The organism is Streptomyces sp. IBSBF 2435 (assembly GCF_036815005.1).
GTDB lineage: Bacteria > Actinomycetota > Actinomycetes > Streptomycetales > Streptomycetaceae > Actinacidiphila.
Window position 1 is genome coordinate 1 of sequence record NZ_JAJSYW010000160.1, and the last position, 24,374, is coordinate 24,374.

21 protein-coding genes, 2 tRNA genes and 1 pseudogene are annotated in these 24,374 nt (G+C 72.1%); 10 read left to right on the forward strand and 14 right to left on the reverse strand.

Translation table 11 applies throughout. The annotated features are described in order from the left end of the window. Positions 1-77 precede the first annotated feature (77 nt). From V7E46_RS25660 to V7E46_RS25670, 3 genes are all read left to right on the forward strand, one after another. Positions 78-1,088, forward strand: a complete 1,011-nt coding sequence (locus V7E46_RS25660; RefSeq protein WP_329177749.1) for a LacI family DNA-binding transcriptional regulator — start codon at positions 78-80, stop codon at positions 1,086-1,088. A 107-nt stretch (positions 1,089-1,195) separates the two neighbouring features. Next, entirely contained in the window at positions 1,196-3,247 is a 2,052-nt protein-coding gene (locus V7E46_RS25665) for a glycoside hydrolase family 31 protein (protein ID WP_333770620.1), read from the forward strand. Further along, positions 3,244-5,256 carry a beta-galactosidase gene (locus tag V7E46_RS25670; RefSeq protein WP_333770621.1) on the forward strand — a complete coding sequence of 671 codons (2,013 nt, stop codon included), beginning with the start codon at positions 3,244-3,246 and terminating at the stop codon, positions 5,254-5,256. The genes V7E46_RS25665 and V7E46_RS25670 overlap by 4 nt, the downstream gene beginning before the upstream one ends. Here the strand turns inward: V7E46_RS25670 and V7E46_RS25675 are convergent, their stop codons facing one another. Continuing rightward, positions 5,257-5,739 (reverse strand): GNAT family N-acetyltransferase, encoded by a 483-nt coding sequence (locus tag V7E46_RS25675; protein WP_333770622.1) that lies wholly within the window; start codon positions 5,737-5,739, stop codon positions 5,257-5,259. Between the two features lie 145 nt (positions 5,740-5,884). Here V7E46_RS25675 and V7E46_RS25680 point away from each other — a divergent pair, with 145 nt between their 5' ends. The 3 genes from V7E46_RS25680 to V7E46_RS25695 all read left to right on the forward strand — a co-directional run bounded on the left by V7E46_RS25680 (position 5,885) and on the right by V7E46_RS25695 (position 8,774). Then, positions 5,885-6,751, forward strand: coding sequence for a GNAT family N-acetyltransferase (locus V7E46_RS25680; RefSeq protein WP_333770623.1), 867 nt, complete (start codon positions 5,885-5,887; stop codon positions 6,749-6,751). A 329-nt stretch (positions 6,752-7,080) separates the two neighbouring features. Next, positions 7,081-7,953 (forward strand): LLM class flavin-dependent oxidoreductase, encoded by an 873-nt coding sequence (locus V7E46_RS25690; RefSeq protein WP_333770624.1) that lies wholly within the window; start codon positions 7,081-7,083, stop codon positions 7,951-7,953. Positions 7,954-8,048: 95 nt separating this feature from the next. Beyond that, a complete protein-coding gene (locus V7E46_RS25695) occupies positions 8,049-8,774 on the forward strand; it encodes an FMN-dependent NADH-azoreductase (RefSeq protein ID WP_333770625.1) in 726 nt (241 codons plus the stop codon). A 5-nt stretch (positions 8,775-8,779) separates the two neighbouring features. Here the strand turns inward: V7E46_RS25695 and V7E46_RS25700 are convergent, their stop codons facing one another. Next, positions 8,780-9,019: a hypothetical protein gene (locus tag V7E46_RS25700; RefSeq protein WP_333770626.1), complete on the reverse strand. Its 240-nt coding sequence runs from the start codon at positions 9,017-9,019 to the stop codon at positions 8,780-8,782. 247 nt (positions 9,020-9,266) lie between these two features. Between V7E46_RS25700 and V7E46_RS25705 the strand changes: the two genes are divergently transcribed. Further along, positions 9,267-9,341: transfer RNA gene (locus tag V7E46_RS25705), tRNA-Asp, on the forward strand. Between the two features lie 4 nt (positions 9,342-9,345). Beyond that, positions 9,346-9,419 (forward strand) — tRNA-Phe (locus V7E46_RS25710). A 75-nt stretch (positions 9,420-9,494) separates the two neighbouring features. Here the strand turns inward: V7E46_RS25710 and V7E46_RS25715 are convergent. From V7E46_RS25715 to V7E46_RS25735, 5 genes are all read right to left on the reverse strand, one after another. After that, positions 9,495-10,523, reverse strand: a complete 1,029-nt coding sequence (locus V7E46_RS25715; RefSeq protein WP_333770627.1) for an ABC transporter permease — start codon at positions 10,521-10,523, stop codon at positions 9,495-9,497. Positions 10,524-11,120: 597 nt separating this feature from the next. Then, positions 11,121-11,642 (reverse strand): GNAT family N-acetyltransferase, encoded by a 522-nt coding sequence (locus tag V7E46_RS25720; RefSeq protein ID WP_333770628.1) that lies wholly within the window; start codon positions 11,640-11,642, stop codon positions 11,121-11,123. 45 nt (positions 11,643-11,687) lie between these two features. Beyond that, positions 11,688-12,851 (reverse strand): aminofutalosine synthase MqnE, encoded by a 1,164-nt coding sequence (gene mqnE, locus V7E46_RS25725; RefSeq protein ID WP_333770629.1) that lies wholly within the window; start codon positions 12,849-12,851, stop codon positions 11,688-11,690. A 73-nt stretch (positions 12,852-12,924) separates the two neighbouring features. Further along, entirely contained in the window at positions 12,925-13,380 is a 456-nt protein-coding gene (locus tag V7E46_RS25730) for an Lrp/AsnC family transcriptional regulator (RefSeq protein ID WP_329175798.1), read from the reverse strand. A 50-nt stretch (positions 13,381-13,430) separates the two neighbouring features. Next, positions 13,431-14,168, reverse strand: coding sequence for a UbiX family flavin prenyltransferase (locus V7E46_RS25735; RefSeq protein WP_443054345.1), 738 nt, complete (start codon positions 14,166-14,168; stop codon positions 13,431-13,433). 215 nt (positions 14,169-14,383) lie between these two features. On the opposite strand from V7E46_RS25735, the gene V7E46_RS25740 reads away from it, so the two are divergent. Then, complete coding sequence (locus V7E46_RS25740) at positions 14,384-14,917, forward strand: rhomboid family intramembrane serine protease (protein WP_333770637.1); 534 nt, start codon at positions 14,384-14,386, stop codon at positions 14,915-14,917. A gap of 209 nt (positions 14,918-15,126) precedes the next feature. Next, positions 15,127-16,359 carry a hypothetical protein gene (locus V7E46_RS25745; protein ID WP_333770630.1) on the forward strand — a complete coding sequence of 411 codons (1,233 nt, stop codon included), beginning with the start codon at positions 15,127-15,129 and terminating at the stop codon, positions 16,357-16,359. A gap of 119 nt (positions 16,360-16,478) precedes the next feature. On the opposite strand, the pseudogene mqnP reads toward V7E46_RS25745, so the two are convergent. The 7 genes and pseudogenes from mqnP to V7E46_RS25780 form a co-directional block, all read right to left on the reverse strand. After that, positions 16,479-17,393 (reverse strand): annotated as a pseudogene (gene mqnP / locus V7E46_RS25750) (menaquinone biosynthesis prenyltransferase MqnP); the annotation flags it as partial. Continuing rightward, positions 17,390-18,847, reverse strand: coding sequence for a menaquinone biosynthesis decarboxylase (locus V7E46_RS25755; RefSeq protein WP_333770631.1), 1,458 nt, complete (start codon positions 18,845-18,847; stop codon positions 17,390-17,392). The gene V7E46_RS25755 and the pseudogene mqnP, both read right to left, overlap by 4 nt. Before the next feature lie 34 nt (positions 18,848-18,881). After that, positions 18,882-19,994, reverse strand: a complete 1,113-nt coding sequence (gene ccsB / locus V7E46_RS25760; protein WP_333770632.1) for a c-type cytochrome biogenesis protein CcsB — start codon at positions 19,992-19,994, stop codon at positions 18,882-18,884. Further along, a complete protein-coding gene (gene resB / locus V7E46_RS25765) occupies positions 19,991-21,685 on the reverse strand; it encodes a cytochrome c biogenesis protein ResB (protein ID WP_333770633.1) in 1,695 nt (564 codons plus the stop codon). Before resB ends, ccsB begins: the two co-directional genes overlap by 4 nt. A 4-nt stretch (positions 21,686-21,689) precedes the next feature. Continuing rightward, entirely contained in the window at positions 21,690-22,466 is a 777-nt protein-coding gene (locus tag V7E46_RS25770; RefSeq protein WP_333770634.1) for a cytochrome c biogenesis CcdA family protein, read from the reverse strand. Between the two features lies 1 nt (position 22,467). Further along, positions 22,468-23,079 (reverse strand): TlpA family protein disulfide reductase, encoded by a 612-nt coding sequence (locus V7E46_RS25775; protein ID WP_329175809.1) that lies wholly within the window; start codon positions 23,077-23,079, stop codon positions 22,468-22,470. 103 nt (positions 23,080-23,182) lie between these two features. Beyond that, positions 23,183-24,374 (reverse strand): hypothetical protein (locus tag V7E46_RS25780; protein WP_333770635.1); only part of this gene is annotated, 1,192 nt, incomplete at its 5' end.

Here is a 24,374-nt window from a genome sequence, read left to right on the forward strand (position 1 = left end):
CCCCCCGAACACCCCCACCGGCACCGACATCAACGCCCCCGACAGAACCGGCAGCACGACATGAAGGGTTCACCAGCATGGTGACACTGGCTGAGGTGGCCAAGCACGCGGGCGTCTCCGCGAGCACCGTGAGCTACGTCCTCAGCGGCAAGCGCTCGATCTCCTCCCCGACCCGGGAGCGGGTCGAGAAGGCGATCAGCGAACTCGGCTACCACCCCAACGCGGGCGCCCGCGCGCTCGCCGGGAAGAGATCGCACGTCATCGCGCTGGTCGTCCCGCTCAGAACCGACGTCTACGTGCCGATCATGATGGAGATCGCCATCTCCGTGACCGTCGCGGCCCGCAGTTACGGCTACGACGTGCTGCTGCTCACCAACGACGAGGGCCCCGAGGGGCTGCGCCGGGTCGCCGCGAGCGGCCTGGCCGACGGGGTGATCCTGATGGACGTCGAACTCGACGACGCCCGCATCCCGGTCCTGCGCGAGACCGGTACGCACGCGGCCCTGATCGGGCTGCCCGCCGACACCCGCGGACTGGCCTGCGTGGACCACGACTTCGCGGGCGCGGGCGCGCTGTGCGCGGAGCACCTCGCCGACCTCGGCCACCAGGACATCGCCTTCATCGGCTACGCGCCCGGCGTCTACCAGCGGCACGCCGGTTACGCCGAGCGGACGTTGAGCGGTTTCCGGGAGCGCGCCGCCCGGCGCGGGCTGCGGGTGCTGCACCGGCCGTGCGAGGGCTCGTACGAGAGCACGGCGGGCGCGCTGTCCCGTATCCTCGCCGACCGCCCGGACACCACCGGCTTCGTGGTGCAGAACGAGGGCGCCATCGGCCCGCTGCTGAGCCTGCTGCGCACCAGCGGCCGGGTGGTGCCCGAGGACGCGTCGGTGGTCGCGCTGTGCCCAGAGCCGCTCGCCGAGCAGTATTCACCGCGGCTGACCGCCGTCACGGGTCCCGCGCACGAACTCGGGCGGCAGGCGGTGGCGTTGGTGATGAACCGGCTGGACGACCGGCCCACCGCCGAGGTCAGCCTGCTCACACCGGTGCTCACCCCGCGCGAGAGCAGCGGCCCGGCACCCGTCCGCTGACCGGCACGTCCGTACGCCTGCCCCTGCCCCTACGCCCTCGCCGAGCAGCTTCACCACCACCTTCGCTGAGCACTTCGCCTTCACCGAGCAGCCCTGGGAGCTTCGCCATGCCCACCTTCTTCCGCGATCTCGGCCACGCCCTGGAGTGGCGGGCCAGGGGTGAGACCCTGTGCGTCGAGGCGTGGGGGGCCGACGCGGTGCGGGTCCGCGCCATCGCGGGCGGCGACCTGCTCGACGGCCTCCCGGGCGCGCTGCTGCCGGAAGGCCCCGCGGTCCCGGGCGAGCCGGTCATCACCGTCGGCGAGCACACCGCCGAGATCGTGAACGGCGCTCTGACCGTACGGATCGACGCCGGCACGGACGGCCGGCTCACCCCCGATCTGCCCGCCGCCGCGGGCCGGCTGACCTTCCTGCGGACCGCCGACGGCAGCGAGTTGCTGGCCGAGGAGCCGCCGCACTTCTGGTGGCCGGGACCGCGGCTGCACACCGCGACCGGCAACGGCTACCACCGCCTTGAGCAGCGCTTCCGCGCCTACGACGGCGAGCGGTTCTTCGGCCTCGGGCAGCACACCCACGGCATGTTCGACCAGAAGGGCGCCGTCATCGACCTGGTGCAGCGCAATGCCGAGGTCACCATCCCCTTCCTGGTCTCCAGCCGCGGCTACGGCCTGCTCTGGAACTCGCCCGCCATCGGCCGCGTGGAGCTGGCCGCGACCGGCACCCGGTGGGTCGCCGACAGCGCCCGGCAGATCGACTACTGGGTCACCGCCGGCCAGCCCGCCGACGTCCTGCGGCACTACGCCGACGCCACCGGGCACTCCCCCGTCCTGCCCGAGTGGGCGGCCGGCTTCTGGCAGTGCAAGCTGCGCTACCGCACCCAGGAGGAACTGCTGGAGGTGGCCCGCGAATACCGGCGCCGCGGGCTGCCGCTCGACGTCATCGTCTGCGACTTCTTCCACTGGACGCATCTGGGCGACTGGCGCTTCGACCCGGCAGAATGGCCCGACCCGCAGGCCATGGTGGACGAACTCACAGCGATGGGCGTGCGGTTGATGGTCTCGGTGTGGCCCTCGGTCAGCCCGGCCAGCGAGAACTACCACCCGATGGGCGACCGGGGCCTGCTGATCGGCACCGAGTACGGGCCGCTCGCGCACGCCGACTGGCCGGACAAGGGCCTCGGCGCGTACTCGGCGCAGGTCGCCTTCTACGACGCGACCAGTCCCGAGGCGCGCGCGTACGTCTGGGACCGGCTGCGCGACAACTACCTCGCACACGGCGTGAAGGTCTTCTGGCTCGACGCGTGCGAACCGGAGCTGAAGCCCGGCCACTCCGGCAATCTGCGCTACCACGCGGGACCGGGCCTTGAGGTCGGCAACCTCTACCCGCGCGAGAACGCCCGGATGGTCTGGGACGGCCTGCGCGCGGCGGGCGAGACCGGGATCGTCTCGCTCAACCGCTCCTCCTGGGCCGGCGCCCAGCGCTACGGAGCCGCGCTGTGGTCCGGCGACATCGGCACCACCTTCGCGTCGCTGCGCATCCAGATCGCGGCCGGCCTGAACGTGATGATGTCCGGCATCCCGTGGTGGACCACCGACATCGGCGGCTTCCACGGCGGCGACCCGGACGATCCCGGCTACCGCGAGCTGCTGGTGCGCTGGTTCCAGTACGGCGCCTTCTGCCCGCTGTTCAGGCTGCACGGCTTCCGCGGGCCCGAGCAGGTCCTTGAGCCGTCGATGACCGGCCTGCCCAACGAGGTCTGGTCCTACGGCGAGGAGGCGTACGCGATCCTGCGCGAATACCTGCTGCTGCGGGAGCGGCTGCGCCCGTACCTGATGGCGCAGATGCGCACCGCCGCGGACAGCGGACTGCCGCCGATGCGGCCGCTGTTCGTGGACTTCCCTGCGGACGCGGGGAGTTGGTCGGCCGCCGCGGACTCCTTCCTGTGCGGCCCCGACCTGCTGGTCGCACCGGTGACGCGGGCCGGCGCGCGGGAGCGGGACGTCTACCTGCCGGCCGGCGCGCGCTGGACCGACGCGTGGACCGGGCAGGCGTACGAGGGCGGCGCCGCCGTCACCGTGGCGGCGCCGCTCGACCGCATACCGCTCTTCCTGCGGGACGGCGCCGCGCTGCCGGTCAGCGGCCCCGAGGCATCCTCGTGACCGGGCGGCTGACGGCCCGGCTCGGCGGGCGGCTCGCCTTCGGCGGCGACTACAACCCCGAGCAGTGGGACGAGGCCGTCTGGCAGGAGGACGACCTGCTGATGCGCTGGGCGCACGTCAACCTCGCGACGGTCGGCGTCTTCTCCTGGGCGCTGCTCGAACCCGAGGAGGGCCGCTACGACTTCGGGTGGCTCGACGCGCACCTGGACCGGCTGCACGCCAACGGTGTCGCGGTCGACCTCGCGACGCCCACCGCGTCACCGCCGCCCTGGTTCACCCTCGCGCACCCCGACGCGATGCCGGTCACCGCCGAGGGCGTACGCCTCACGCACGGCAGCCGCGACACGTACTGCCTGGCCGCCCCCGCCTACCGGCGAGCTGCGCTGCGGATCGCGACCGCGCTGGCGACGCGCTACGGCGAGCACCCGGCGGTGGCGATGTGGCACGTCCACAACGAATACGCCACCGTCTGCTGGTGCGAGCACGCCGCTGCCGCCTTCCGGGTGTGGCTGCGCGCCCGGCACGGCACGCTGGACGCGCTGAACGAGGCCTGGGGGACGGCTTTCTGGAGCCAGCGCTACGGCTCGTGGGAGGAGATCCAGCCGCCGCGCGCCACCCAGTGGCACCGCAACCCCGGACTCGCCCTGGACTACCGGCGGTTCTGGTCGGACGAGGCGCTGGCCGCCTACCGCGAGCAGCGCGACGCGATCCGCGCGCACACCACGCGGGACCGGCCGGTCACCACCAACCTCATGCTGCCCGGCTACCAGGTGCTCGACCTGTGGTCGTTCGGCCGCGAGGTCGATGTCGTCGGCATCGACCACTACCCGGCCGCGCCCGGCCTCGACGCCGCCGCCGACACCGCCTTCGGCGCGGACCGCGCCCGCTCCTTCGGCGGCGGCAGGCCCTGGCTGCTGATCGAGCAGGGCACCAACACCGTTTACACCGGCGACCGTACGCTGCCCAAGGAGCCGGGCGACCTCCTGCGCCATTCGCTGGCGCACATCGCACACGGCTCGGACGGCGCGCTGTTCTTCCAGTGGCGCCAGTCGAAGGCCGGCGCGGAGCTGTGGCACTCGGCGATGGTGCCGCACGCCGGACCCGACTCCCGGATCTTCCGGGAAGTGGCGGACGCCGGGGCGGTGCTGGCCCGGCTCGGCGAGGTCGCCGGCTCCGTCGTACGGGCGCGGGCCGCCGTCCTGCACGACTCCGACTGCTGGTGGGCGCTGGACGGCCAGGGCCTGCCTTCCGCGTCGCTCGACTACCACGGCCAACTGGCCCGCGCTCACCGTGCCTTGTGGGACGCCGGGATCACGACGGACTTCGCCCACCCGGCCGGCCCCGGCCTGTCCCGCTACCGGCTGCTCGTCGCTCCCGCGCTGCACCTGCTGTCGGACGCCGCCGCCGAATCGCTGCGCGCCTGGGTCCACGCGGGCGGCACCCTGCTGGTCCAGCACTTCGCCGGTGTCGTCGACGAGCGCCACCACGCCCGGCTGGGCGGCTACCCGGCGGAGCCGCTGCGCCAGGCCCTCGGCGTCAGGGTGGAGGAATTCCGCCCGCTGCCGCCCGACACGACGCTGCGCCTGTCCGACGGCTCCACGGCCACGGCCTGGAGCGAATCCCTGCGCCTGACCGCGCGGGCCGAGGCGGTCGCCGCGTACACCGAGGGCATGCTCGCCGACCGGCCCGCCCTGACGCGGCACCCTTACGGCAGCGGCACCGCCTGGTACGCCTCCACGCAGCTGGACTCCCCCGCGTACGCGGCGCTCCTGGCCCGGCTGCTGACCGAGGCCGCGATCCGCCCCGAACTCCCGCTCCCCGCAGGCGTCGAGGCCGTCCGCCGGCATGCCCCTTCGGGCACGGCCGGCTGGCTCTTCCTGCTCAACCACACGGCCGCGCCCGCCACCGTCCGGGCCGAGGGCCACGACCTCCTGACCGACCGCGCCCTCCCGGCGGCCGGCCTGACCCTGCCGCCCGGCGGCGCGGCCGTCCTGCGCCAGGCCGGGTGATCACACGAGGTCGAGCCAGTAACGGATCCGCGTGCGCCCGTCCACCACGGCCTCGCCGACGGTGACGAACCCGGTTCTGGCCAGGACGGTCCTGGAGGCCCCGTTGTCGGCCGTGGTCTCGGCCCGCAGCGCGGTCAGCCCGTACCGCGCCACAGCGAGCCCGCACACCTCGCGCACCCCCGCGGTGGCCAGCCCGCGCCCGGCCGCCCGCTCGGCGATCCGGTAGCCCAACTCGGCGCAGCCGTCGACCGCGTCGACCAGATTGACCCGCCCCACCACCTCGCCGCCCTCCTCCAGCAGCACGTGGAGGAAGTCCCTGCCCTCGGCCTGCCACGCCAGCAGCTCGCCGAGCCGCTCCTCGAACCGGGCGAAGTAGTCGTCCCCGCGGTCCGGGATCGAGGCGGCGAAGTAGGCCCGGTTCGCCAGCTCGAAGTCCAGCAGGGCGGGGGCGTGCTCGGCACGGAGCGGTTGCAGCGCGGGCATGCGGTGCATGCTAGCGCCGCGGCGTCCGGGACCGCCGTCAGGCGGCGCGTACCGCCTCACCGGAGTACGGGGGCCCGCCGCGTCGGCCGGCCGGCCGCGATAACCGGGTGCGGGCGGGCGGCGCGGCGGTGTGTGATGCGGGGCTATGACGATTGTTCTGAGCACGCCGGGAGTCGAGGGGCTGAGCGAGGCCCTGGGAGCGCTCCGGGAATGGCAGCACGACGAGGCACCGCTGCAACTGCATCCGGGGGATCTGGGGTGGTTCTGGCGGGCCGGCGCGGAGGCGACCGCCGCGGCGGTCAGGACCTGGAGTCGGGACGGCCGCATTGTCGCCGTCGGGCTGCTGGACGCGCCCGATCTGGTGCGGCTGACGACCGCGCCGGACGCTCAGCAGGACGAGGAGCTGGCGCGGCGCCTGGCCGGGGACCTGGCCGAGCCGAAGCGCGGCGTGCTCCCGGCGGGGAAGGCCTGCGTCGAGGCGCCGACCGGCGCACTGGTGCGGGATCTGCTCTTCGAGGCCGGCTGGAACTCCGGCGAGCCGTGGACGCCGCTGCGCTGCGACCTCACAGCGCCGGTGAAGGAACCGGGCCTGCGGACGGAGGTGACCGGGCCGGAGCGGGCGCACGTGCGCGCCGCCGTCCACCGGGCATCGTTCGGCAGCCCGAAGTTCACTGACCGCAGGTGGCACGCGATGGCGGCCGGACCGGCGTACGCCGACGCGCGATGCCTGGTCGCGTACGACGACCAGGACAACGCGGTGGCAGCGGTGACGGTGTGGTCAGCCGGCCCGGGAAGGCCCGGACTGCTCGAACCGATGGGCGTCCACCAGGACCACCGCGGCCACGGCTACGGCACGGCGATCTGCGTCGCAGCGGCGGCCGCACTCCGCCGGCTGGGCGCGTCGAGCGCGCTCGTCTGCACCCCGACCTCCAACACCGCCGCCGTCGCCACCTACGCGTCAGCCGGCTTCCAGCCCCTCCCCCAGCGGCTGGACATCTCCCGCGCCGCCTAGCGTTCCCGCCCCTGGAGCAGGTGATCGGCCTTGCCGGCCTTGGCCCGCGGAGCGGCTACGGAGCCGACGATCGGCCGGTCCACCCGGCCACCGCGATACAGCTGTTGCCGGCTGCGTCGGTGCCGTGGCGGAAGCAGTTGTCGCCCTCTGCGCAGAAGGGGGCTTCTCAGGTGATGTCGGCCATGGGCTCTCCTCGGAGTTGACGCGCGGCGGCCGCGTAACCGACGGACTACGAGCAGTCAGTAGCGTGCTGCCCACCGGCACCCGCACTGGGGGTGACCTGGGTCTGAGCGTTGATCACCCGCCCGGGCGGACGTAGGTTCCGGAGTATGACGAATGTACGGATCGGCGTGATGTACGACCGCGACTGGCTGCCGGAGGGCTTGCCCGGGTTCGCGCGGGAGGTCGAGGCGCTCGGGGTGGACGATCTGTGGGTGGTCGAGGACCTCGGGTGGAACGGGGGCGTTTCCGCGGCCGCGATCGCGCTGGGGGCGACCGAGCGGCTGCGGGTGGGTATCGGGATCGCGCCCGCACCGCTGCGCAGTCCCGCCCTGCTGGCGATGGAACTGGCCACGCTGGCACGGGTGTTCCCCGGGCGGCTGGTGGCCGGCATCGGGCACGGGGTGCAGGAGTGGATGGCCTCGGTCGGGGTCGCGGCGAAGTCGCCGCTCGCGCTGCTCGAAGAGACCATCACCTCCGTGCGCGCGCTGCTGCGCGGGGAGAAGGTCGAGTTGGAGGGGCGCGAAGTACACCTGGACGGAGTTCAGTTGGTGCATCCGGCCACCGAACCGCCGCCGGTCGTCGCGGGCGTGGTGCGGCCCCGCTCGCTGGAGCTGTCCGGCCGTGCCGCGGACGGCACGCTGCTCGCCGAGGGCAACGGCCCCGACGACCTGGCGGACATCAGGGCCTCGATCCGCAAGGGCGGAGCCGGCGCCGACCACAGCCTGACGGTGTACGCGTACTGCTCCGTGGGGGACGACGCCGAGCAGGTGGCGCGGACGCTGCGGCCGGCTGTCGAGGGCCAGGCCGGCTGGCTCGGCCGCCCGCCGGAGCAGGTGTTCACCGTCTCAGGCCGGGCCGCGGAAGCCGCCGAGAGCCTTCGCGCGCTGGGCGCGGCCGGCGCCGACACGGTCGTGCTCCGGATCTACGGCCCCGAGCCGGTCCGCCAGCTCGGCGCCGTACTGGACGCCCTCGCGCGCTGAAAGACCGGGCGGCCGGGGGTGCGTCACCTCCGGCCGCCCCGCTCCGTCACCCCTCGGGGGACGCACACGCGCCCCGGGGTGACAGGAGGAACCGCATGACGTCCTTGCTCCATCTGGACTCCAGCGCCAACCGTTCGGGCGAGTCGGTCAGCCGGCAGCTGACCTCGCTGTTCGCGCGGACCTGGCAGACCGTGCACGGCCCGGCCGGCTACCGCCACAGGGACCTGGCCGCCGATCCTGTGCCGCCGCTGGACACCGCCTACTGCACACTCGGCCGGCGGGTGGAGCAGCACGGTACGGTCCCGCCGGACGACGTGGCCGCCCTAGTCGCGGACCCGGCCGAGGAACGGGCCTGGGCGCTGACCCGGCCGCTCATCGCGGAACTGCTCGCGGCCGACACCGTGCTGATCGGCGCCCCGATGTACAACTACTCGGTGTCCGCGCTGCTCAAGGCCTGGATGGACCGGGTGACCTTCCCCGGCGCCTTCACCGACCCGGCCACCGGGCACAGCCTGCTGCGCGGCACACGGGTGGTCGTGCTCAGCGCCCGGGGCGGCGCGTACGGCCCCGGGGCCCCGTACCAGGCCTGGGATTTCCAATCGCCCTACCTGCGGGCGTACTTCGGCAAGCAGGGCGTGCCCGAGGAGAACCTCAGCATCGTCAGCGCCGAGCTGACGGTGTCCGGCATCGTCCCGCACCTGGCCGGCTTCCGCCCCCAGGCGGCGGACTCGCTGGCCGCCGCCCGCGCCGCGGTGACCGCACTGGCCTCGGAAACCGCCCGCCCGGCCGGCTCCGCCGCCTCACGGTCAGCCGCGCACTGACAGCGTCAGTTCTGCGGGGCCGCCGCGGACGTCGCCGCCGGGGGTGCCGTACGGGCCGGGGCGGGCATGGCGGCCGTGGGCGGGCAGGAGGACGGCAGCCCGGGGCGCTTCGCGGCGGGGGCGCCCTGGCGGCCCGCGCCACCCGCGGGGCCGCCGCTCTTGGTGTTGTCGCAGGACGCCGTCACCCCCAGTGCGACCAGGACGGCGGCGGCCGTCTTGCCGATACACAGCCTGCGGGTATCCATCGCTCGCGTCCTCCTCCGGGGCGGCACCGGGCCGCGTCCCTCCGGCTCCCCGTTGTAGCGAGCGGCGCCCGGGAGGGGTCCCGGGGTCTGATACGCTGATCCAGCGACAACGGCCTGTCAGGCAGTGCTCAACCGGTCACGGAGAGCGAGTCACCGGGAGCGTCGCAAAACCCGTGCGAGAGCATGGCACCGCGTGTGTCAGACTTGTTCCGCACACAGCAGTAGGCGGTAAAGAGCAGTACAGCAAGGTCCTGTGGAGCAGTTTGGAGTGCTCGCCACCCTGTCAAGGTGGAGGCCGCGGGTTCAAATCCCGTCAGGACCGCTGCGGCTGGGTAGCTCAGTTGGTACGAGCGACCGCCTGAAAAGCGGTAGGTCGCCGGTTCGACCCCGGCCCCAGCCACCGCACGGCGTAGGCCCCGTCTCCGGACGGGGCCTACGCCGTTTCGGCGACTCGGCGGGCGGCCGGCCGCCCGGCTCAGCGACCGCCGGGGTGCCGGTGCCGCCACCCTACGAAGACCGCGGTCGACAGGGCCGCCCACCCGGCCAGCACCGCGAAGGGGAAGGCGTGCTGGTGGCCGCCGAAGTAGACGGCGGTGTGCTGGGCGTTCACCGACGCGCCCGGCGGCAGCCAGCGGCCGATCCGCCCGAGCAGTGACGGCAGCAGCGGCCACGACACGGCCCCGCCGGACGACGGATTGCCGAGCAGCACCATCAGGCCCCACGTCGGGAGCATCGCCCAGCGGCCGACCAGCGTGTTGAACATCGTGAAGACCATCCCGGACGTGAACAGCGTGAACGCCAGGATCAGCCACGACTCCGCGAACGGCAGGTCGAGCGCCCCCAGCCCCCAGTCCACCACCGCGGCGATCGAGAAACCCCCGAGCAGCGAGTACGCGGCGATGAAGCCGATGCGCTCCGCCGGGTTGAGCTCGCGGGCGTTCACGCTGAGCTGGATGGCGCCCACGAAGCCGAGGATGACGGCGGCCAGCGAGATGTAGAAGATCGCCAGGCCGCGCGGGTCGCCCTTCTGGAGCGCGGTGATGTCGCGGACGGTCACGGGTTGGCCGATCGCGCTGCCGACCCGGGGCGCGGTCTCGGCCAGCAGCTGGGCCACGCTCGCGCCGGACGCCGAGGACACGTACAGGCGCGGGGCGCCGGTCGTCGCGCCGGACCCCGGCCGGACGGGCTCGTCGAGGATCGCGAACACCTTCTGCGCCTCGACCGCGCCCTTCGCCGCCGCGAAGCTGTCGTAGTGGTGCAGCTGGAGCGAGGCGCCGAGCGCCCGCTCCATCCCGGCGATGAATTCCGCCCGCTTCACCTCGGAGGGCGGTACGCCGGTGACGGCCGTCGGGATGTTGCGCGGAGTGGGATTGGCCATGGCGTACGTGTACGAGCCGGCGAAGAGGCCTGCGGCGGCGGCGATGAGGATGACCAGGACGCAGGCCGGGAAGAACGGCGACGTCCTGAATGCCGTCCAGTGCGACGGCTGCGCCCGCTCCTCCATCCCCTCACGCTAGGCCGCCCGCCCCACCGGCGCGCCCAGCGTGCGCCCATCAGGGGCGCACGCTGCCGGCCCCGGCCGAGGGCGCCCCCTCGGGGGGGTTCCTCGCGCCCCCGGGCGCGCGCTTCGAGAACTGCGCCATGATCGCGCCGCGCTTGGGGGTTCCTCGCGCCGCCGGGCGCGCGAGCTTGGGTGCGCGAGGAACGGCGCGCCCAGCCCCCACCCACCGCCACATACGAACGCACCGCCACCGCCCCGGGGCGCGGGGAACGGCGTTCCCAGCCCACCACCCACGCGCGGGTCGCCACCGCCCCAAAAGGTCTCCTCAGTCGGGGACGCGGGCGGCCTGCTGCCCGGCCTGTCCGGGTCGCCACCGCCCCAAAGGGTCTCCTCAGTCCGCCCCGGACCACCGGCCGGTGACCGGCTGGGCGCGCAGTTCCCCGCGCCCCCGGTAGGCACCCCCTGCCGAAGGGGAACCGCCAGACCCCCGCGCCAGTGGAAGCGCCCCCGCCGACGCAGCCGGCACCCCAAGCCCGCGCCAGCGGAAGGGCGCGCCCGGTCGCGGGGGCACCCGCGAGGGACGGGCGGCCTGGGGCGGAGTCACAGGGCGCGGAGCATGATGATGTCGTCGCGGTCGTCACCCGGGGCGACCCGGATCGCGGCCGGCACCCGGCCGACCTCCTTGTAACCGCACGCGGAGTAGAAAGCGTCGGCCCCCGTGCCGCCCCGGCACGTGAGCCGTATCGCCTCGATACCGTGAAAGCCCCGGGCGGCCCGCTCGACCGCCGCCATCAGAGTGCGGCCGTAGCCGCGCCCCTGGTGCCGCGGATGGACCATCACCGTGTAGACCCACAGCCAGTGCGTCATGAGCCGGTGGTCGTTGTACGCCAGGAAGGCCGTGGCCGCGACGCGGCCCTCCTCGTCGCGGCCGACGATCAGCCGCCGCTGCCCGGCCCCGATCGCGGCGAGCGACCGCTCGCAGTCGGGCCGGATGTCCTCGGGCGTGACGGGCGGCACGAAGCCGACCGCGCCGCCCGCGTTGGACACAGCGGTCCACAGCGCGAGGATCCCCTCGCGCAACTCCTCGTCGACCGTCGGATCCAGCTCACACGTAAGGGTCATGCGAGCAGGGTAGCCATTACTCGAAGCCGGGCGCCGTGGCCCGCGTCACACCCGCATCGGCTGCGGCGACTCCCGCCGCGACCCGTCCGGGCCGGGGTATTCGCGGATGATCTCGTAGCGCGTATTGCGCTCGACCGGGCGGAATCCCGCGTCCCTGATGAGGTCGAGGATGTCGTCCCGGGTGAGCTTGTTCGGCGTGCCGTAGTCGTCCGCGTCGTGGGTGATCTTGTACTCCACGACCGAGCCGTCCATGTCATCGGCGCCGTGGTTCAGGGCGAGCTGGGCCGTGGACAGGCCGTGCATGACCCAGAAGACCTTGACGTGCGGCACGTTGTCGAAGAGCAGCCGGGAGACCGCGAAGGTCTTCAGGGCCTCGGCGCCGGTGGCCATCGCGGTGCGGGCCTGCAAGGTGTTGCGGACCTTGCCGTCCTTCATGTCCACGAAGTCGTGCTGGTAGCGCAGCGGGATGAAGACCTGGAAGCCGCCGGTCTCGTCCTGGAGCTCCCGCAGCCGCAGCACGTGGTCGACCCGGTGCCTGGGCTCCTCGATGTGGCCGTAGAGCATGGTCGAGGGCGTCTTGAGGCCCTTGGAGTGCGCCAGGCGGTGGATCCGCGACCAGTCCTCCCAGTGGGTGCGGTGGTCCACGATGTGCTGGCGCACCTCCCAGTCGAAGATCTCGGCGCCGCCGCCGGTCAGCGATTCCAGGCCGGCGTCGATCAGCTCGTCGAGGATGTCGGAGGCGGACAGGCCCGAGATGGTCTCGAAGTGGTGGATCTCGGTGGCGGTGAACGCCTTGAGCGACACCTGCGGCAGTGCTTCCTTGAGCGCCTTGAGCGAGCGCGGGTAGTAGCGCCACGGCAGCGTCGGGTGCAGGCCGTTGACGATGTGCAGCTCGGTGAGGCTGTCGGCCTCCATCGCCTTGGCCAGCCGGACGGCCTCCTCGATCCGCATCGTGTACGCGTCCTTCTCGCCCGGCTTGCGCTGGAAGGAGCAGTACGCGCACGAGGCGGTGCACACGTTCGTCATGTTCAGGTGCCGGTTGACGTTGAAGTGGACGACGTCACCGTTCTTCTGGGTGCGCACGTGGTGCGCGAGTCCGCCCAGCCATGCGAGATCGTCGGACTCGTAGAGGGCGATGCCGTCCTCCCGGGTCAGCCGCTCGCCGGCGTAGACCTTCTCCTCCAGCTCCCGCTTGAGCCCCGCGTCCATGCGCTCCTCCTCCTGCCGGGTCGAACCGGCTTCGACAGTACGCCCCCGGCCGTCGGCCGGGAGGTGCCCCCTCTTACGGCTCCTCGGGCAGCGCGCCGACCCGGTTCTCCCACTTGGTGGACAGCACGATCGTGGTACGGGTGCGGGCGACGCCCTTGGTGCCGGAGAGCCTGCGGATCGTGTGTTCGAGCCCGTCGACGTCGCCGACCCTGACCTTGAGCATGTACGAGTCGTCGCCGGCGATGAACCAGCAGTCCTCGATCTCGTCCAGGTCGCGCAGCCTGCCCGCCACGTCCTCGTGGTCGGCGGCGTCGCTGAGCTGGAGTCCGACCAGCGCGGTGACGCCCAGGCCGAGGGCGGCGGGGGCGACCGTGGCACGGTAGCCGGTGATCACTCCGGCCTGTTCGAGGCGGTTGATGCGGTCGGTGACGCTGGGGCCCGACAGGCCCACCAGCCGGCCCAGTTCCGCGTACGACGCCCGGCCGTTCTCGCGCAACGCCTGGATGAGCTGTCTGTCCACCGCGTCCATCAGAAGGGACCCTCCCGTTCGTGCCACGACTGCGCTGTCTGGACACGAATCTAAGGCATGAACGGGTCCGCGCCCTGCGCATCTGCTCCCCCGGCTGCCGCCGCACCGGCCTCTTGCGCCGCCCGGCCCAGTTCCCCCTGCCAGCGGCGATACAGCTGGTGCGGTACGCCCGCCGCGTCCAGCACCCGGCCCGCGACGAAGTCGACCAGGTCCTGGATGTGCACCGCGCCGGTGTAGAAGGCCGGCGAGGCGGGCAGGACGACGGCCCCGGCGTCGTCGAGCGCCACCAGATGACGCAGCGTCTGGCCGCCGAGCGGGGTCTCCCGTACCGCGACGACCAGCGGCCGGCGCTCCTTGAGCGCGACGCTCGCCGCCCGCTGCAGCAGGTCCTTGGACAGCCCGAGCGCCACCCCGGCCACGCACGCGGTGCTGGCCGGCACGATCAGCATCCCCTTGCTGCGGTACGACCCCGAGGACGGCCCCGCGGCCAGGTCGCCGGCCGGCCAGTGGCGTACGCCCGACAGGTCGGCGGGCGGGTAGCGGTCGGCGGTGCCGTCGGCGCCGCGGGCCAGCAGCCGGTCCAGGTCCTCGCGCCAGTGGGCGTCACGGAAGCCGGCGCCGGTCTCGTCGAGCAGGGTGAGCCTGGCCGCCCTGCTGACCACCAGGTCGACGTCCTCGCCCGCGTGCAGCAGCCCGCGCAGCACCGCGGCGGCGTACGGCGTCCCCGAGGCCCCGGACACGCCGACCACCCAGGGGTTGCGCGCGCGGCCCTGCGCAATGTCGTCCACGCGGACGAGCGTAACCGGACCCGGGCAAAGCCGCCGAAGCGGGAACCGGGTACCGGCGGCGGGCGTTGTGCACGGTGGAAGGCACTGGACTCAGGGGGGATTCGGTGGCATACGGACAGACCGCCGGCGGGGCCGCGCGACCACGCTCGGGCCTGCTCGACACGCTGACCTCCCCGCTGCGGGCCGGCGGCCGGGTGGCCGCGGCGGGGGCGCTGATGCTGGGCTGGCTCGCCCTGCTGTGGGCGATCGAGGGTGTGAACGCGCTGAGCGGCCAGCGGCTCGACACCTTCGGAATCACCCCGCGCAAGAGCAGCGAGCTGCTGGACATCGTCCCGGCCGCGTTCATGCACGTCGGCTTCGCGCACCTGGCGTCCAACAGCGTGCCGCTGCTCGTGCTGGGCTTCATCGCGGCGCTGCGCGGCATAGGCCGCTATCTCGCGGTGGCCGTGACCATCATGATCATCAGCGGCCTCGGGGTGTGGCTGATCGCCCCCGCGCACACCACAACGCTGGGCGCGTCGGGCCTGATCTTCGGCCTGTTCGGCTATCTGCTGAGCCGCGGCTTCGTGGACCGGCGACCGCTGGACGTCATCGTGGGCCTGATCGTCGGCGTGCTCTACGGCTCGATCCTGTGGGGCGTGGTGCCGTCCGCCAACGGGGTGTCCTGGCAGGCGCATCTGTTCGGGCTGGTCGGCGGCGTGGTCGCCGCGTTCCTCTTCCGGGAGCGCACGGTCGCGGTGTCCGCCTGAGCCCCGTCCCCGAGCCCCGGCCCCTGTAGTCCCGCACCTGAGTCCCGTTGTTGCCGCCTTCCGGCAACGCCGGTCACGACAAGTCAGCCGGAAACCCCCAGGAGATCACAGCATCCGCACAGTTACGCTGCTCCTGTCAGTCCGACACGGCCCCCCACACCGTTTTCCGCGACCCCGTCGCGGCTTCCAAGGAGTTCGCCATCATCACCATGCGCAAGGGTCTCATCGCCGCCGGAGTGGTAGCGCTGATAACCAGCGGGGCGGCCGCGTGCGGCACCGATGAGCCCAGCACCCCTCAGGGCAAGGTCACCAACGCCTTCACCAAGCTCGGCGAGCAGAAGTCGGTGACGCTCGGCCTCTCCTTCGACGGCACGCCGGACCAGATCTTCGCGGCGCTCAAGGACCAGGACGACTTCAAGCGCGCCGACGCCGACATGCTCGCCGGGCTGCACGTGACGACGTCGCTGAGCGCGGACAAGGCGCTCGCCGAGGTCAAGGGCGACGACAAGGGCAGCGCGTTCGGCCTCGAAGTGGCCGGCGGCGGCACCGGCGGCAAGGCGGGCAGGACACTGGTCGGCCTGCGGTCGGTGGACCAGAGGCTCTACGTCCGGGTCGACATCAAGGGCCTCGCGGCGCTGGACACCTCAGGCGACGCCGGTCTGTCCGACCTCGACGGCATGCTGGGCTCGGTCGACGACCTGCCGTCGTCATTCAACTCGGTCAAGACGCTCGCCAAGGGCGGCTGGGTGTCGATCGACGCCAAGGCCTTCGCGGACTTCGCCAAGACCCTGGGCGACGACAAGGACTCGGCCGGCGCCGGCGGTTCGGACGGCGCCGACGACCCGGCCGGCGCCGACGACTCCCCGCTCAGCGGCTTCGGCCTGCCCACCGACCTGCCGACCGCGCTGCCGACCGACCTCGGGCACAAGACCTTCGCCCAACTGCTCGCGCCGCTCCAGCAGTCGCTGACCAAGAACGCGAAGATCACCGACCTCGGCTCGAAGGACGGCGCCGACCACCTCAAGGTCGCCGTGCCGGCCAAGCCGTTCGCCGACGACCTCAAGAAGAGCATGGGCTCGCTGGCCGGCGACCTGCCCGGCTCGCTGCAGGACAGCCTCAACGACGTGCCCAACAAGGTGGTGGCGCTCGACCTCGCCATCAAGGACGGCAAGCTCACCCACCTGACCGTCGACCTCGCGCAGTTCGACGACTCGATCCACGGCAAGCTGCCGCTCGACCTGTCCGTCGAGGGCGGCGCGGACCCGGTGAGCGCCCCCTCGGGCGCCACGACGCTCAACCCGCAGGACCTGATGGGCCTGGTGATGACGCAGCTGGGCGACATGGGCGAGGACGACTCCTCGGGCGCCGGCGCGGCCAAGGACACCGACAAGCCGTTCGACGGCCTGAGCCTGGACCTCGGCGGGCTCGACGCCGACCAGTGAGCCGCTGACCCGTACGACCCCCGGGGGGGGGGGGGGGGGGGGGGGGGGGGGGGGGGGGGGGGGGGGGGGGGGNCCCCCCCCCCCCCCCCCCCCCCCCCCCCCCCCCCCGGCCCCCCCCCCCCCCCCCCGAGCAGGTCGAGGAGTGCGAAGACGAAGAGCGTGATGCCGATCACGCCGTTGACCGTGAAGAAGGCCCGGTTGAGCCGGCTCAGGTCGTGCGGCCGGACGATCGAGTGCTCGTAGAGGAAGGCGCCGCCGACCACCACGAGGCCCGCCCACCAGAAGCCGCCCGCGTCCGTGGCCGCCCCGTACCAGACCAGCAGGGCCGTGGTGACGGCGTGGCAGACCCGGGCGCCGTGGAGGGCGGCCGGGATGCCGAAGCGGGCGGGCACCGATTTCACGCCGTGCGCCCGGTCGGCGGCCACGTCCTGGCAGCCGAAGATCAGGTCGAAGCCGCCGATCCACACCCCGACCGCGAGGCCGAGTATCACCGCGTCCCACGACCAGGACCCGGTCACCGCCAGCCACGCCCCGATCGGGCCCATCGCCTGTGCCACGCCCAGGATCGCGTGCGGGAAGTCGGTGAAGCGCTTGCCGTAGGGGTAGACCACCATCGGCACCACCGCGACCGGCGCGAGCGCCAGGCACAGCGGGTTGAGCAGCGCGGCGGCGCCCAGGAAGACCACCACGGCGATCAGCGCGCCGGTCCACGCGGACCGTACCGACAGGGCGCCGGTGACCAGTTCACGGGTCGCGGTGCGCGGGTTGCGGGCGTCGATCTCGCGGTCGATGATCCGGTTGCAGGCCATCGCGAAGGTGCGCAGGCCCACCATCGCCACCGTGATCAGCAGCAGTTCGACCCAGTGCACATGCCCGTCGTCGCGGAACATCGCGGTGAGGGCGGCGATGTAGGCGAAGGGCAGCGCGAAGATCGAGTGTTCGATCATCACCAGCCGCAGGAAGGCCTTGACCCGGCGGTCGGGACCGGGCTGCGGTCGGACGAGGTCCGGGGTGGTGGCGGATTCCGCGCTCACAGGCCGTACTCCCTCCATCGGCGGTCGACCTTCGCCGCCGTCTGCGGGTCGGAGAGCACCATCTCCGGCCAGCCCCCGTCCCGCGTGTAGCCCTCCTCGGGCAGTTTGCGGGTCGCGTCGATGCCCGCCTTGCCGCCCCAGAACTGCTGGTACGAGGCGTGGTCGAGGTGGTCGACGGGTCCTTCCACGACCGTCAGGTCGCGGGAGTAGTCGGTGTTGCCCAGCGCCCGCCAGGCGACCTCGTGCAGGTCGTGGACGTCGCAGTCGGCGTCGACGACCACGATCAGCTTGGTGAGCGACATCATGTGCGCGCCCCAGATCGCGTGCATCGTCTTCTGCGCGTGCTTGGGGTACTTCTTGTCGATCGAGACGATCGCGCAGTTGTGGAAGCCGCCCGCCTCCGGCAGGTGGTAGTCCACGATGTCCGGCACGATGATCTTGAGCAGCGGCAGGAAGAAGCGCTCGGTGGCCCGCCCCAGCGGACCGTCCTCGGTCGGCGGCCGGCCGACCACGATCGACTGGAACAGCGGGCGCTTGCGCATCGTCACGCAGTCGATGGTGAGGGCGGGGAAGGGCTCCTGCGGGGTGTAGAAGCCGGTGTGGTCGCCGAACGGCCCCTCGGGCAGCGTCTTGCCCGGCTCCAGCCAGCCCTCGATCACCACCTCGGCCTGGGCCGGCACCTGGAGCGGCACGGTCTTGCAGTCCACCAGCTCCACCCGCCTGCCCTGCACGAAGCCGGCGAAGAGGTATTCGTCGATGTCGCCGGGCAGCGGCGCGGTCGCGGCATAGGTGACGGCGGGCGGGCAGCCGAAGGCGATGGCCACCGGCAGCCGCTCGCCGCGCCGCTGGGCCACCTGGTAGTGGTTGCGGCTGTCCTTGTGGATCTGCCAGTGCATGCCGATGGTGCGCCGGTCGTGCCGCTGCAGCCGGTAGAGGCCCAGATTGCGTACGCCGCTCTCCGGGTCCCTGGTGTGGGTCAGGCCCAGGTTGAAGAACGACCCGCCGTCCTGCGGCCAGGTGAACAGCGCGGGCAGCGCGTCGAGGTCGACGTCTTCACCGGTGAGCACGACCTCCTGCACCGGCGCGTCGCCCGCCTTGACCTTCTTCGGCGGCACGTGCACCATCCCGGCCAGCTTCCCGAAGGCCTCCCGCACACCGACGAAGCCGTGCGGCAGTTCGGGCCTGAGCAGCCCGGCGATCTTCTCGCCGATGTCGGTGTACGCCTTCAGGCCGAGCGCCTTGAGCATCCGCCGGTCGGTGCCGTAGACATTCATCGCCAGCGGGGCGACCGAGCCCCGCACGTTCTCGAAGAGGAGTGCGGGGCCGCCGGACTTGTTCACCCGGTCGGTGATCTCGCCGACCTCCAGGTACGGGTCGACCTCGGCGGTGATCCGCCGCAGGTCGCCCTCCTTCTCCAGCGCCCGGAGGAACGAGCGGAGATCGTCGTAAGCCATGGCGCCAGTCTCGCATCCCGCTCCGACAGCTTCGTCAGACCCCGGCGTAGGAGTGCTTGCCGCTGACGAAGATGTTCACGCCGTAGTAGTTGAACAGGAAGCAGCCGAAGGCGATCAGCGCCAGATACGCGGCCTTGCGGCCCTTCCAGCCGGCCGTGGCGCGCGCGTGCAGGTAGCAGGCGTAGGCGACCCAGGTGATGAACGCCCAGGTCTCCTTCGGGTCCCAGCCCCAGTAGCGGCCCCAGGCGGCCTGCGCCCAGATCGCGCCCGCGATGATGGTGAAGGTCCACAGCGGGAAGACCAGCGCGTTCATCCGGTAGGCGAACTTGTCCAGGCTCGCCGCGGACGGCAGCCGCCGCATGATGTCGCCCCAGCGGCCGTCGCTCGCCCTGCCCGCGGTCACCGCGACCTCGTAGTGGTCGCGGAAGAGGAAGAGCAGCGTCCCGACCGCGGCCAGGTAGAAGATCGCGCCGGAGATGATCGCGCACGACACGTGGATCCACAGCCAGTACGAGTGCAGCGCCGGCACCAGCTGCTCGCTGGAGGTGTAGAGCACCGACAGGGCCAGGCCCAGGTCCAGCAGCACCGAGGTGGTCAGGAACAGCCCGATCCAGCGCACGTCCTTCTTGAGCGCCAGCAGCAGCAGGTACGCGCCGACGGCGACCGCGCCGAAGGTGGTGGAGAACTCGTACATGTTGCCCCAGGGGGCGCGCTGCACGGAGGCCGCGCGGAAGGCGACGCCCGAGGCGTGCAGCAGCCAGGCCAGCACGGTGAAGGACACCGCGATCCGGCCGTAGAGGTCGCCCTTCTCGTTGCCGCCCGCCGCGCCGGGGCCGTCCGCGATGCCGCGGTCGCTGGCCGAGGCGCGGGTGACGACCTTGGGGCGCTCCAGGGTGACCGTGCCGCCCGCCGCCGTCTTGACGGTGACCTGCTGGGCCGCCTTCTGCTTGGCCTCCTCGGCCTCGGCCTCCTCGGCCTCCGCCTCGGCGATCAGTGCCGCGGACTGCACGGCGATCTTGCTGCGCCCGCCGAAGACCCACTCCGCCAGGTGCGCGAGGAAGGCGAGGGCGTAGACGAACATCGCCGAGCGGATCAGATAGTTGCTGTAGTTCGCGAAGTTCTCGTTGACCGCGGCAGCGATGTTCACGCGCGCGCTCCTTCGTCGTCGTTCACGGCTGGGGTCTCGGATTCCGGTGGTGGTGCCTCGTCGTCCGGTCTGACGGGGGCGTCCGGCAGCAGTTGCAGCGCCACGTCGCCGATCTCGTCGGCGATCCGCGCGGACTCGCTGCGGCCCAGGCCGCCCATCTCGACGACGGTGACACCGTCCTCGGCGCGGACCGCGCGCACCCAGATCCTGCGGCGCTGGATGAACAGCGAGCCCGCCAGGCCCAGGATCGCGCCGACCCCGCTGATCAGCGCGGCCTCGTTGCCCGACTGGTGGGAGATGGTGAAGCTGGCCCAGGTCTTGATGCCGTCGAAGGTGAGGCTGCCCGCGCCGTCGGGCAGCTCCATCGTGTCACCGACCTTCATGGCCTTGCTGAACGGCTGGCCGTCGGCGTCCTGGAACTGCTTCATGTGCGTGGCATCGAGCTGGTACACGTTCTGCGCGATGCCGGCGTCCATGCCGAGGTCGCCGTGGAAGGCGTTCAGGATCAGCGCCGGGTACTGGAGGGTCGGGAAGGACGAGTGCGGGCCGTTCTTGGCGTCCAGGGCGAAGGTCGGGGTGAAGATGCCGCGGAAGCCCAGCGCGTCCGGCTTGCCGTCCTTGCCGATGGCGTCGGGCGCCTTGATGACGCCGATCGAGGTGAGGGCGGTGTCCTGCGGCAGGAACGGCACGATCGCGCGGGTCACATTGCCCTTGGCGTCCTTGATCGTGACAACCGGCGCGTAGCCGTGCGAGATCAGGTAGACCTTCTCGCCGCCGATGCTCAGCGGGTGGTTGACGGAGATCTCGCCCTTGACGGCCTTGCTGTCGTCGGCGCCCTCGTAGGAGTGGATGTTGGCGCGGAATTGGAGCGCGGTGCCCTTCTCCGGTCCGCTGGTGGCGTACTTCGAGTCGAAGCTGTCCAGGTGGAAGCCGAAGGGCTGGAGATCGTCGGCGCCGTAAAGGGTGCCGCCGCTGAAGTCGTCGTACTGGGTGAGGTTGTTGACGAAGCCGTCGCCCTCGACGATCAGCTTGCCGCCCTCGGCCTTCTGGAGCGAGGTCAGCGCGAACGCGATCAGCAGCCCGAACAGCGAGATGTGGAAGACCAGGTTGCCGAACTCCCGCAGATAGCCCTTCTCGCCGGCCACCGAGGTCTCGCTGACGCTGGTACGGAACCTGCGCCCGCGCAGCGCCTTGCGGGCCGCCTCGGTCACCTCCTCGGGGCTCGCGTCGGTGCGCCAGGTGCTGTACGCGGGCAGCCGGGTCAGATGGCGCGGGGCGCCCGGCGGCCGGGAGCGCAACTGGCCGACGAACTGCCAGCTGCGCGGCACGATGCAGCCCGCGAGCGAGATGAACAGCAGGATGTAGATCGCCGAGAACCACGGCGAGCTGTAGACGTGGAAGAGGCCGACCCGGTCGTAGAACGGGCTGACCGTGGGGTGCTTGACCTTGAAGGCGGCGACCTTGAGCTGGTCGCTGTGCTGCGGGATCAGCGAGCCGGGGATCGCCGCGAGCGACAGCAGGAACAGCAGGATCAGGGCGACCCGCATCGAGGTGAGCTGCCGCCACATCCAGCGCGTCCAGCCCAGTACACCGAGCGCGGGCGCCTCGGCGAAGGTGTCCGCCGGTGCCGTGCTGAGCTGCGCGCCTGCCGCGCCCAGCCCTTCGCGCTCGGTTTTCTCCGTGATGCTCATGGGTTCAGACCCCTGTGGTGAAGCTGCTCGACCAGATCTGCATCTGGTAGGTGATGTGATCCCAGACGCCGGTCAGCAGCAGGACACCGACCGCGACGAGCATGCTGCCGCCGGCCCTGATGACCCACACGTAGTGGCGCTTGACCCACGCGAAGGCGCCCAGCGTACGGCGGAAAGCTATGGCCGCCACGATGAACGGCGCCCCGAGGCCCGCGCAGTAGAAGGCCATCAGCACGGCGCCGCGCACCGCGCTGGCGTCGTTGAAGGCCAGCGCGTTGAGCGCGCCCAGGGTCGGGCCGACGCAGGGCGTCCAGCCGAGCCCGAACAGCACGCCGAGCAGCGGCGCCCCCGCGAGGCCCACCGCGGGCCTGGTGTGGAAGCGGAATTCGCGCTGGGTGAGCCCGCCGACGATGCCCATGAAGGCCAGGCCGAGCACGATGGTGAGCGCCCCGAAGACCTTCGTCAGACCCTGGCGGTGGACTTGCAGGGTCTCCCCGAAGTTGCCGAACAGCGCGCCGCCCGACACGAAGACCGCGCTGAACCCGAGGACGAACAGCGACGCGCCCGCCAGCATCCTGCCCCGCCTGGCGTCGGCCAGGTCCGTGCCCGCCATCCCCGTGACGTACGAGAGGTAGCCGGGCACCAGCGGCAGCACGCAGGGCGAGAAGAACGAGATCAGACCGGCGAACATCGCGATCGGTATCGCGGCCAGCAGCGCCCCGGTGAGCACCGTCTGGTTCTCGCCGGCCGCCAGGACCATCAGCGCGCCATTGCCGCCCATGTCACCGCTCCGCCGCGATCGGGTCGACGAGCGTGTTCAGGTCCTCTTCGCTGAGCGGCTTGAGCGCCCGGGCCGCGACCCGGCCCTGCCGGTCGATGACCAGCGTGGCCGGCAGGGTCTGCGGATTGACGCTGCCCCGGGGGAACCGCAGGATCAGCTTGCCGTACGGGTCGTACAGGTTCGGGTAGGTGATGCCGAAACGCTTCTCGAAGCTGGCGGCGTTGGAGGGGTCCAGGTCACGGGTGTTGATGCCGAGGAACTGCACGCCCTTGGCCGCGTCGGCGGCGGCGACCTTCGCCAGGTTCGGCGCCTCGGCCCGGCAGGGCGGGCACCAGGAGCCCCAGATGTTGACGACGACGACCTTGCCCTTGTACGCCGCCAGGCTGTCCTGCCCGCCCGCCACCGTCTTGCCGGACAGCTCGGGAGCCGGCTTGCGGTCGGCGGCCTTGACCAAGGTGATCTCGCCGCTGCCGCTGACGAAGTTGGAGCTGCCGGTGCCGGAGCCGGTGGACGACGACGAGCAGGCGGCGAGCGTCAGCGCCGCGACGGCGGCGCCGGCCAGTGCCGCGGCACTGCGGGGCGCGCGGCGTCGGGAGGCGCGGGTAGGACTCATGTGAAAAGTTTCGCATGAGCCCTCCGCCGATCTTCCACACCCCCGACACCGGCACCAAAAGCGGCAATCGCCCCAAGTAAGGGCCAGGTGATCGCGGCCGGGTTCAGGCGACCGCGGCCGACGACGGCGTGGTGGAGGCGGGCACCGGGGCCGGCAGGGTCATGAAGCCCTTCCAGCCCTGCGCCGGCCGCTGGCCGACCTCCAGCGTACGCAGCCGGTCGAGCAGCGCCGGGTCCTGCGCGTCCAGCCAGTCCACGAACTGCCGGAAGGACACCATGCGCACGTCGTCGTGCCCGGCGCCGGCGATGTACGTGAACGCGTCCTCGACCGCGTCCATGTAGATCCCGCCGTTCCACTGCTCGAAGTGGTTGCCGATGTAGAAGGGCGCCCGGTTGGTCTGGTACGCCCGCTCGAACCCCGCGATGTACGACGCCGTGGCCTGCTGGCGCCAGTACGGGTAGTTGCGCGGGTCGCTGCTGGTCGCCGCGTGCGACTGGTTGGCCAGCATGTTGTAGTCCATCGACAGCACTTCGAAGGTGTGCCCGGGGAAGGGGATGAGCTGCAGCGGCAGGTCCCACACGCCCTGCTTCTTCGACGGCCACACCTGGTTGCCGCCCGGCGAGCTGGCGTCGTAGCGCCAGCCGAGCGCGCTCGCGGTCGGCAGCAGGTTCTCCTGCCCGAGCAGGCACGGGGTACGGCCGCCGATCAGCTCCTTCTCGTAGTCGAAGGGCAGCGGCTCCTCCTCGTGCCAGCCGGTCTGCGTCTTCCAGGAGGTCACGAAGGCCTTCGCCTGGTCGATCTCGCTCTTCCAGTCCGCCGGGGTCCAGCGGCCGACGCTCCCGGCGCCGGCGCAGAAGTGGCCGTTGAAGTGGGTGCCGATCTCGTGGCCCTCCTGCCAGGCCTGCCGGATGTTGTCCAGCGTCATCCGCAGGTGGTCGTCGGCGAGGTAGCCGATGTCGGAGGCGCCCAGCGGGCTGTTCGGCGGGGCGTACCGGAGCTTCTTGGCCTCCGGCAGCAGATAGAGCCCGCTCAGGAAGAAGGTCATGGACACGCCGTGGTCGGCGGCGAGCTTGCGGAAGCGGGGGAAGAGGCCGTTGCCGACCTCGCCGGCGCCGTCCCAGGAGAAGATCACGAACTGCGGCGGGGTCTGCCCCGGCTCCAGCCGGTCCACGGCGGGCTGGTTCGGCTGCTTCCCGGTGTGCGCGGTCGACCCGTCCCCGATCAGCGTCACCGTCTTCGCCGGGGCGTGTGCCCCGCTGGCCCCCGAGGGCTCACCCGTCCGCCCGGTGCCCCCG

What these genes read in the sequence shown, in the direction of transcription:
- V7E46_RS25745 (WP_333770630.1), top strand. Translation starts at nt 15,127, where the DNA reads ATGCGCAAGGGTCTCATCGCCGCCGGAGTGGTAGCGCTGATAACCAGC.
- V7E46_RS25730 (WP_329175798.1), bottom strand. Translation starts at nt 13,380, where the DNA reads ATGGACGCGGTGGACAGACAGCTCATCCAGGCGTTGCGCGAGAACGGC.
- V7E46_RS25740 (WP_333770637.1), top strand. Translation starts at nt 14,384, where the DNA reads ATGCTGGGCTGGCTCGCCCTGCTGTGGGCGATCGAGGGTGTGAACGCG.
- V7E46_RS25700 (WP_333770626.1), bottom strand. Translation starts at nt 9,019, where the DNA reads ATGGATACCCGCAGGCTGTGTATCGGCAAGACGGCCGCCGCCGTCCTG.
- V7E46_RS25695 (WP_333770625.1), top strand. Translation starts at nt 8,049, where the DNA reads ATGACGTCCTTGCTCCATCTGGACTCCAGCGCCAACCGTTCGGGCGAG.
- V7E46_RS25775 (WP_329175809.1), bottom strand. Translation starts at nt 23,079, where the DNA reads ATGAGTCCTACCCGCGCCTCCCGACGCCGCGCGCCCCGCAGTGCCGCG.
- V7E46_RS25675 (WP_333770622.1), bottom strand. Translation starts at nt 5,739, where the DNA reads ATGCCCGCGCTGCAACCGCTCCGTGCCGAGCACGCCCCCGCCCTGCTG.
- V7E46_RS25715 (WP_333770627.1), bottom strand. Translation starts at nt 10,523, where the DNA reads ATGGAGGAGCGGGCGCAGCCGTCGCACTGGACGGCATTCAGGACGTCG.
- V7E46_RS25660 (WP_329177749.1), top strand. Translation starts at nt 78, where the DNA reads ATGGTGACACTGGCTGAGGTGGCCAAGCACGCGGGCGTCTCCGCGAGC.
- V7E46_RS25720 (WP_333770628.1), bottom strand. Translation starts at nt 11,642, where the DNA reads ATGACCCTTACGTGTGAGCTGGATCCGACGGTCGACGAGGAGTTGCGC.
- V7E46_RS25755 (WP_333770631.1), bottom strand. Translation starts at nt 18,847, where the DNA reads ATGGCTTACGACGATCTCCGCTCGTTCCTCCGGGCGCTGGAGAAGGAG.
- V7E46_RS25690 (WP_333770624.1), top strand. Translation starts at nt 7,081, where the DNA reads ATGACGAATGTACGGATCGGCGTGATGTACGACCGCGACTGGCTGCCG.
- mqnE (WP_333770629.1), bottom strand. Translation starts at nt 12,851, where the DNA reads ATGGACGCGGGGCTCAAGCGGGAGCTGGAGGAGAAGGTCTACGCCGGC.
- V7E46_RS25680 (WP_333770623.1), top strand. Translation starts at nt 5,885, where the DNA reads ATGACGATTGTTCTGAGCACGCCGGGAGTCGAGGGGCTGAGCGAGGCC.
- V7E46_RS25770 (WP_333770634.1), bottom strand. Translation starts at nt 22,466, where the DNA reads ATGGGCGGCAATGGCGCGCTGATGGTCCTGGCGGCCGGCGAGAACCAG.
- V7E46_RS25665 (WP_333770620.1), top strand. Translation starts at nt 1,196, where the DNA reads ATGCCCACCTTCTTCCGCGATCTCGGCCACGCCCTGGAGTGGCGGGCC.
- resB (WP_333770633.1), bottom strand. Translation starts at nt 21,685, where the DNA reads ATGAGCATCACGGAGAAAACCGAGCGCGAAGGGCTGGGCGCGGCAGGC.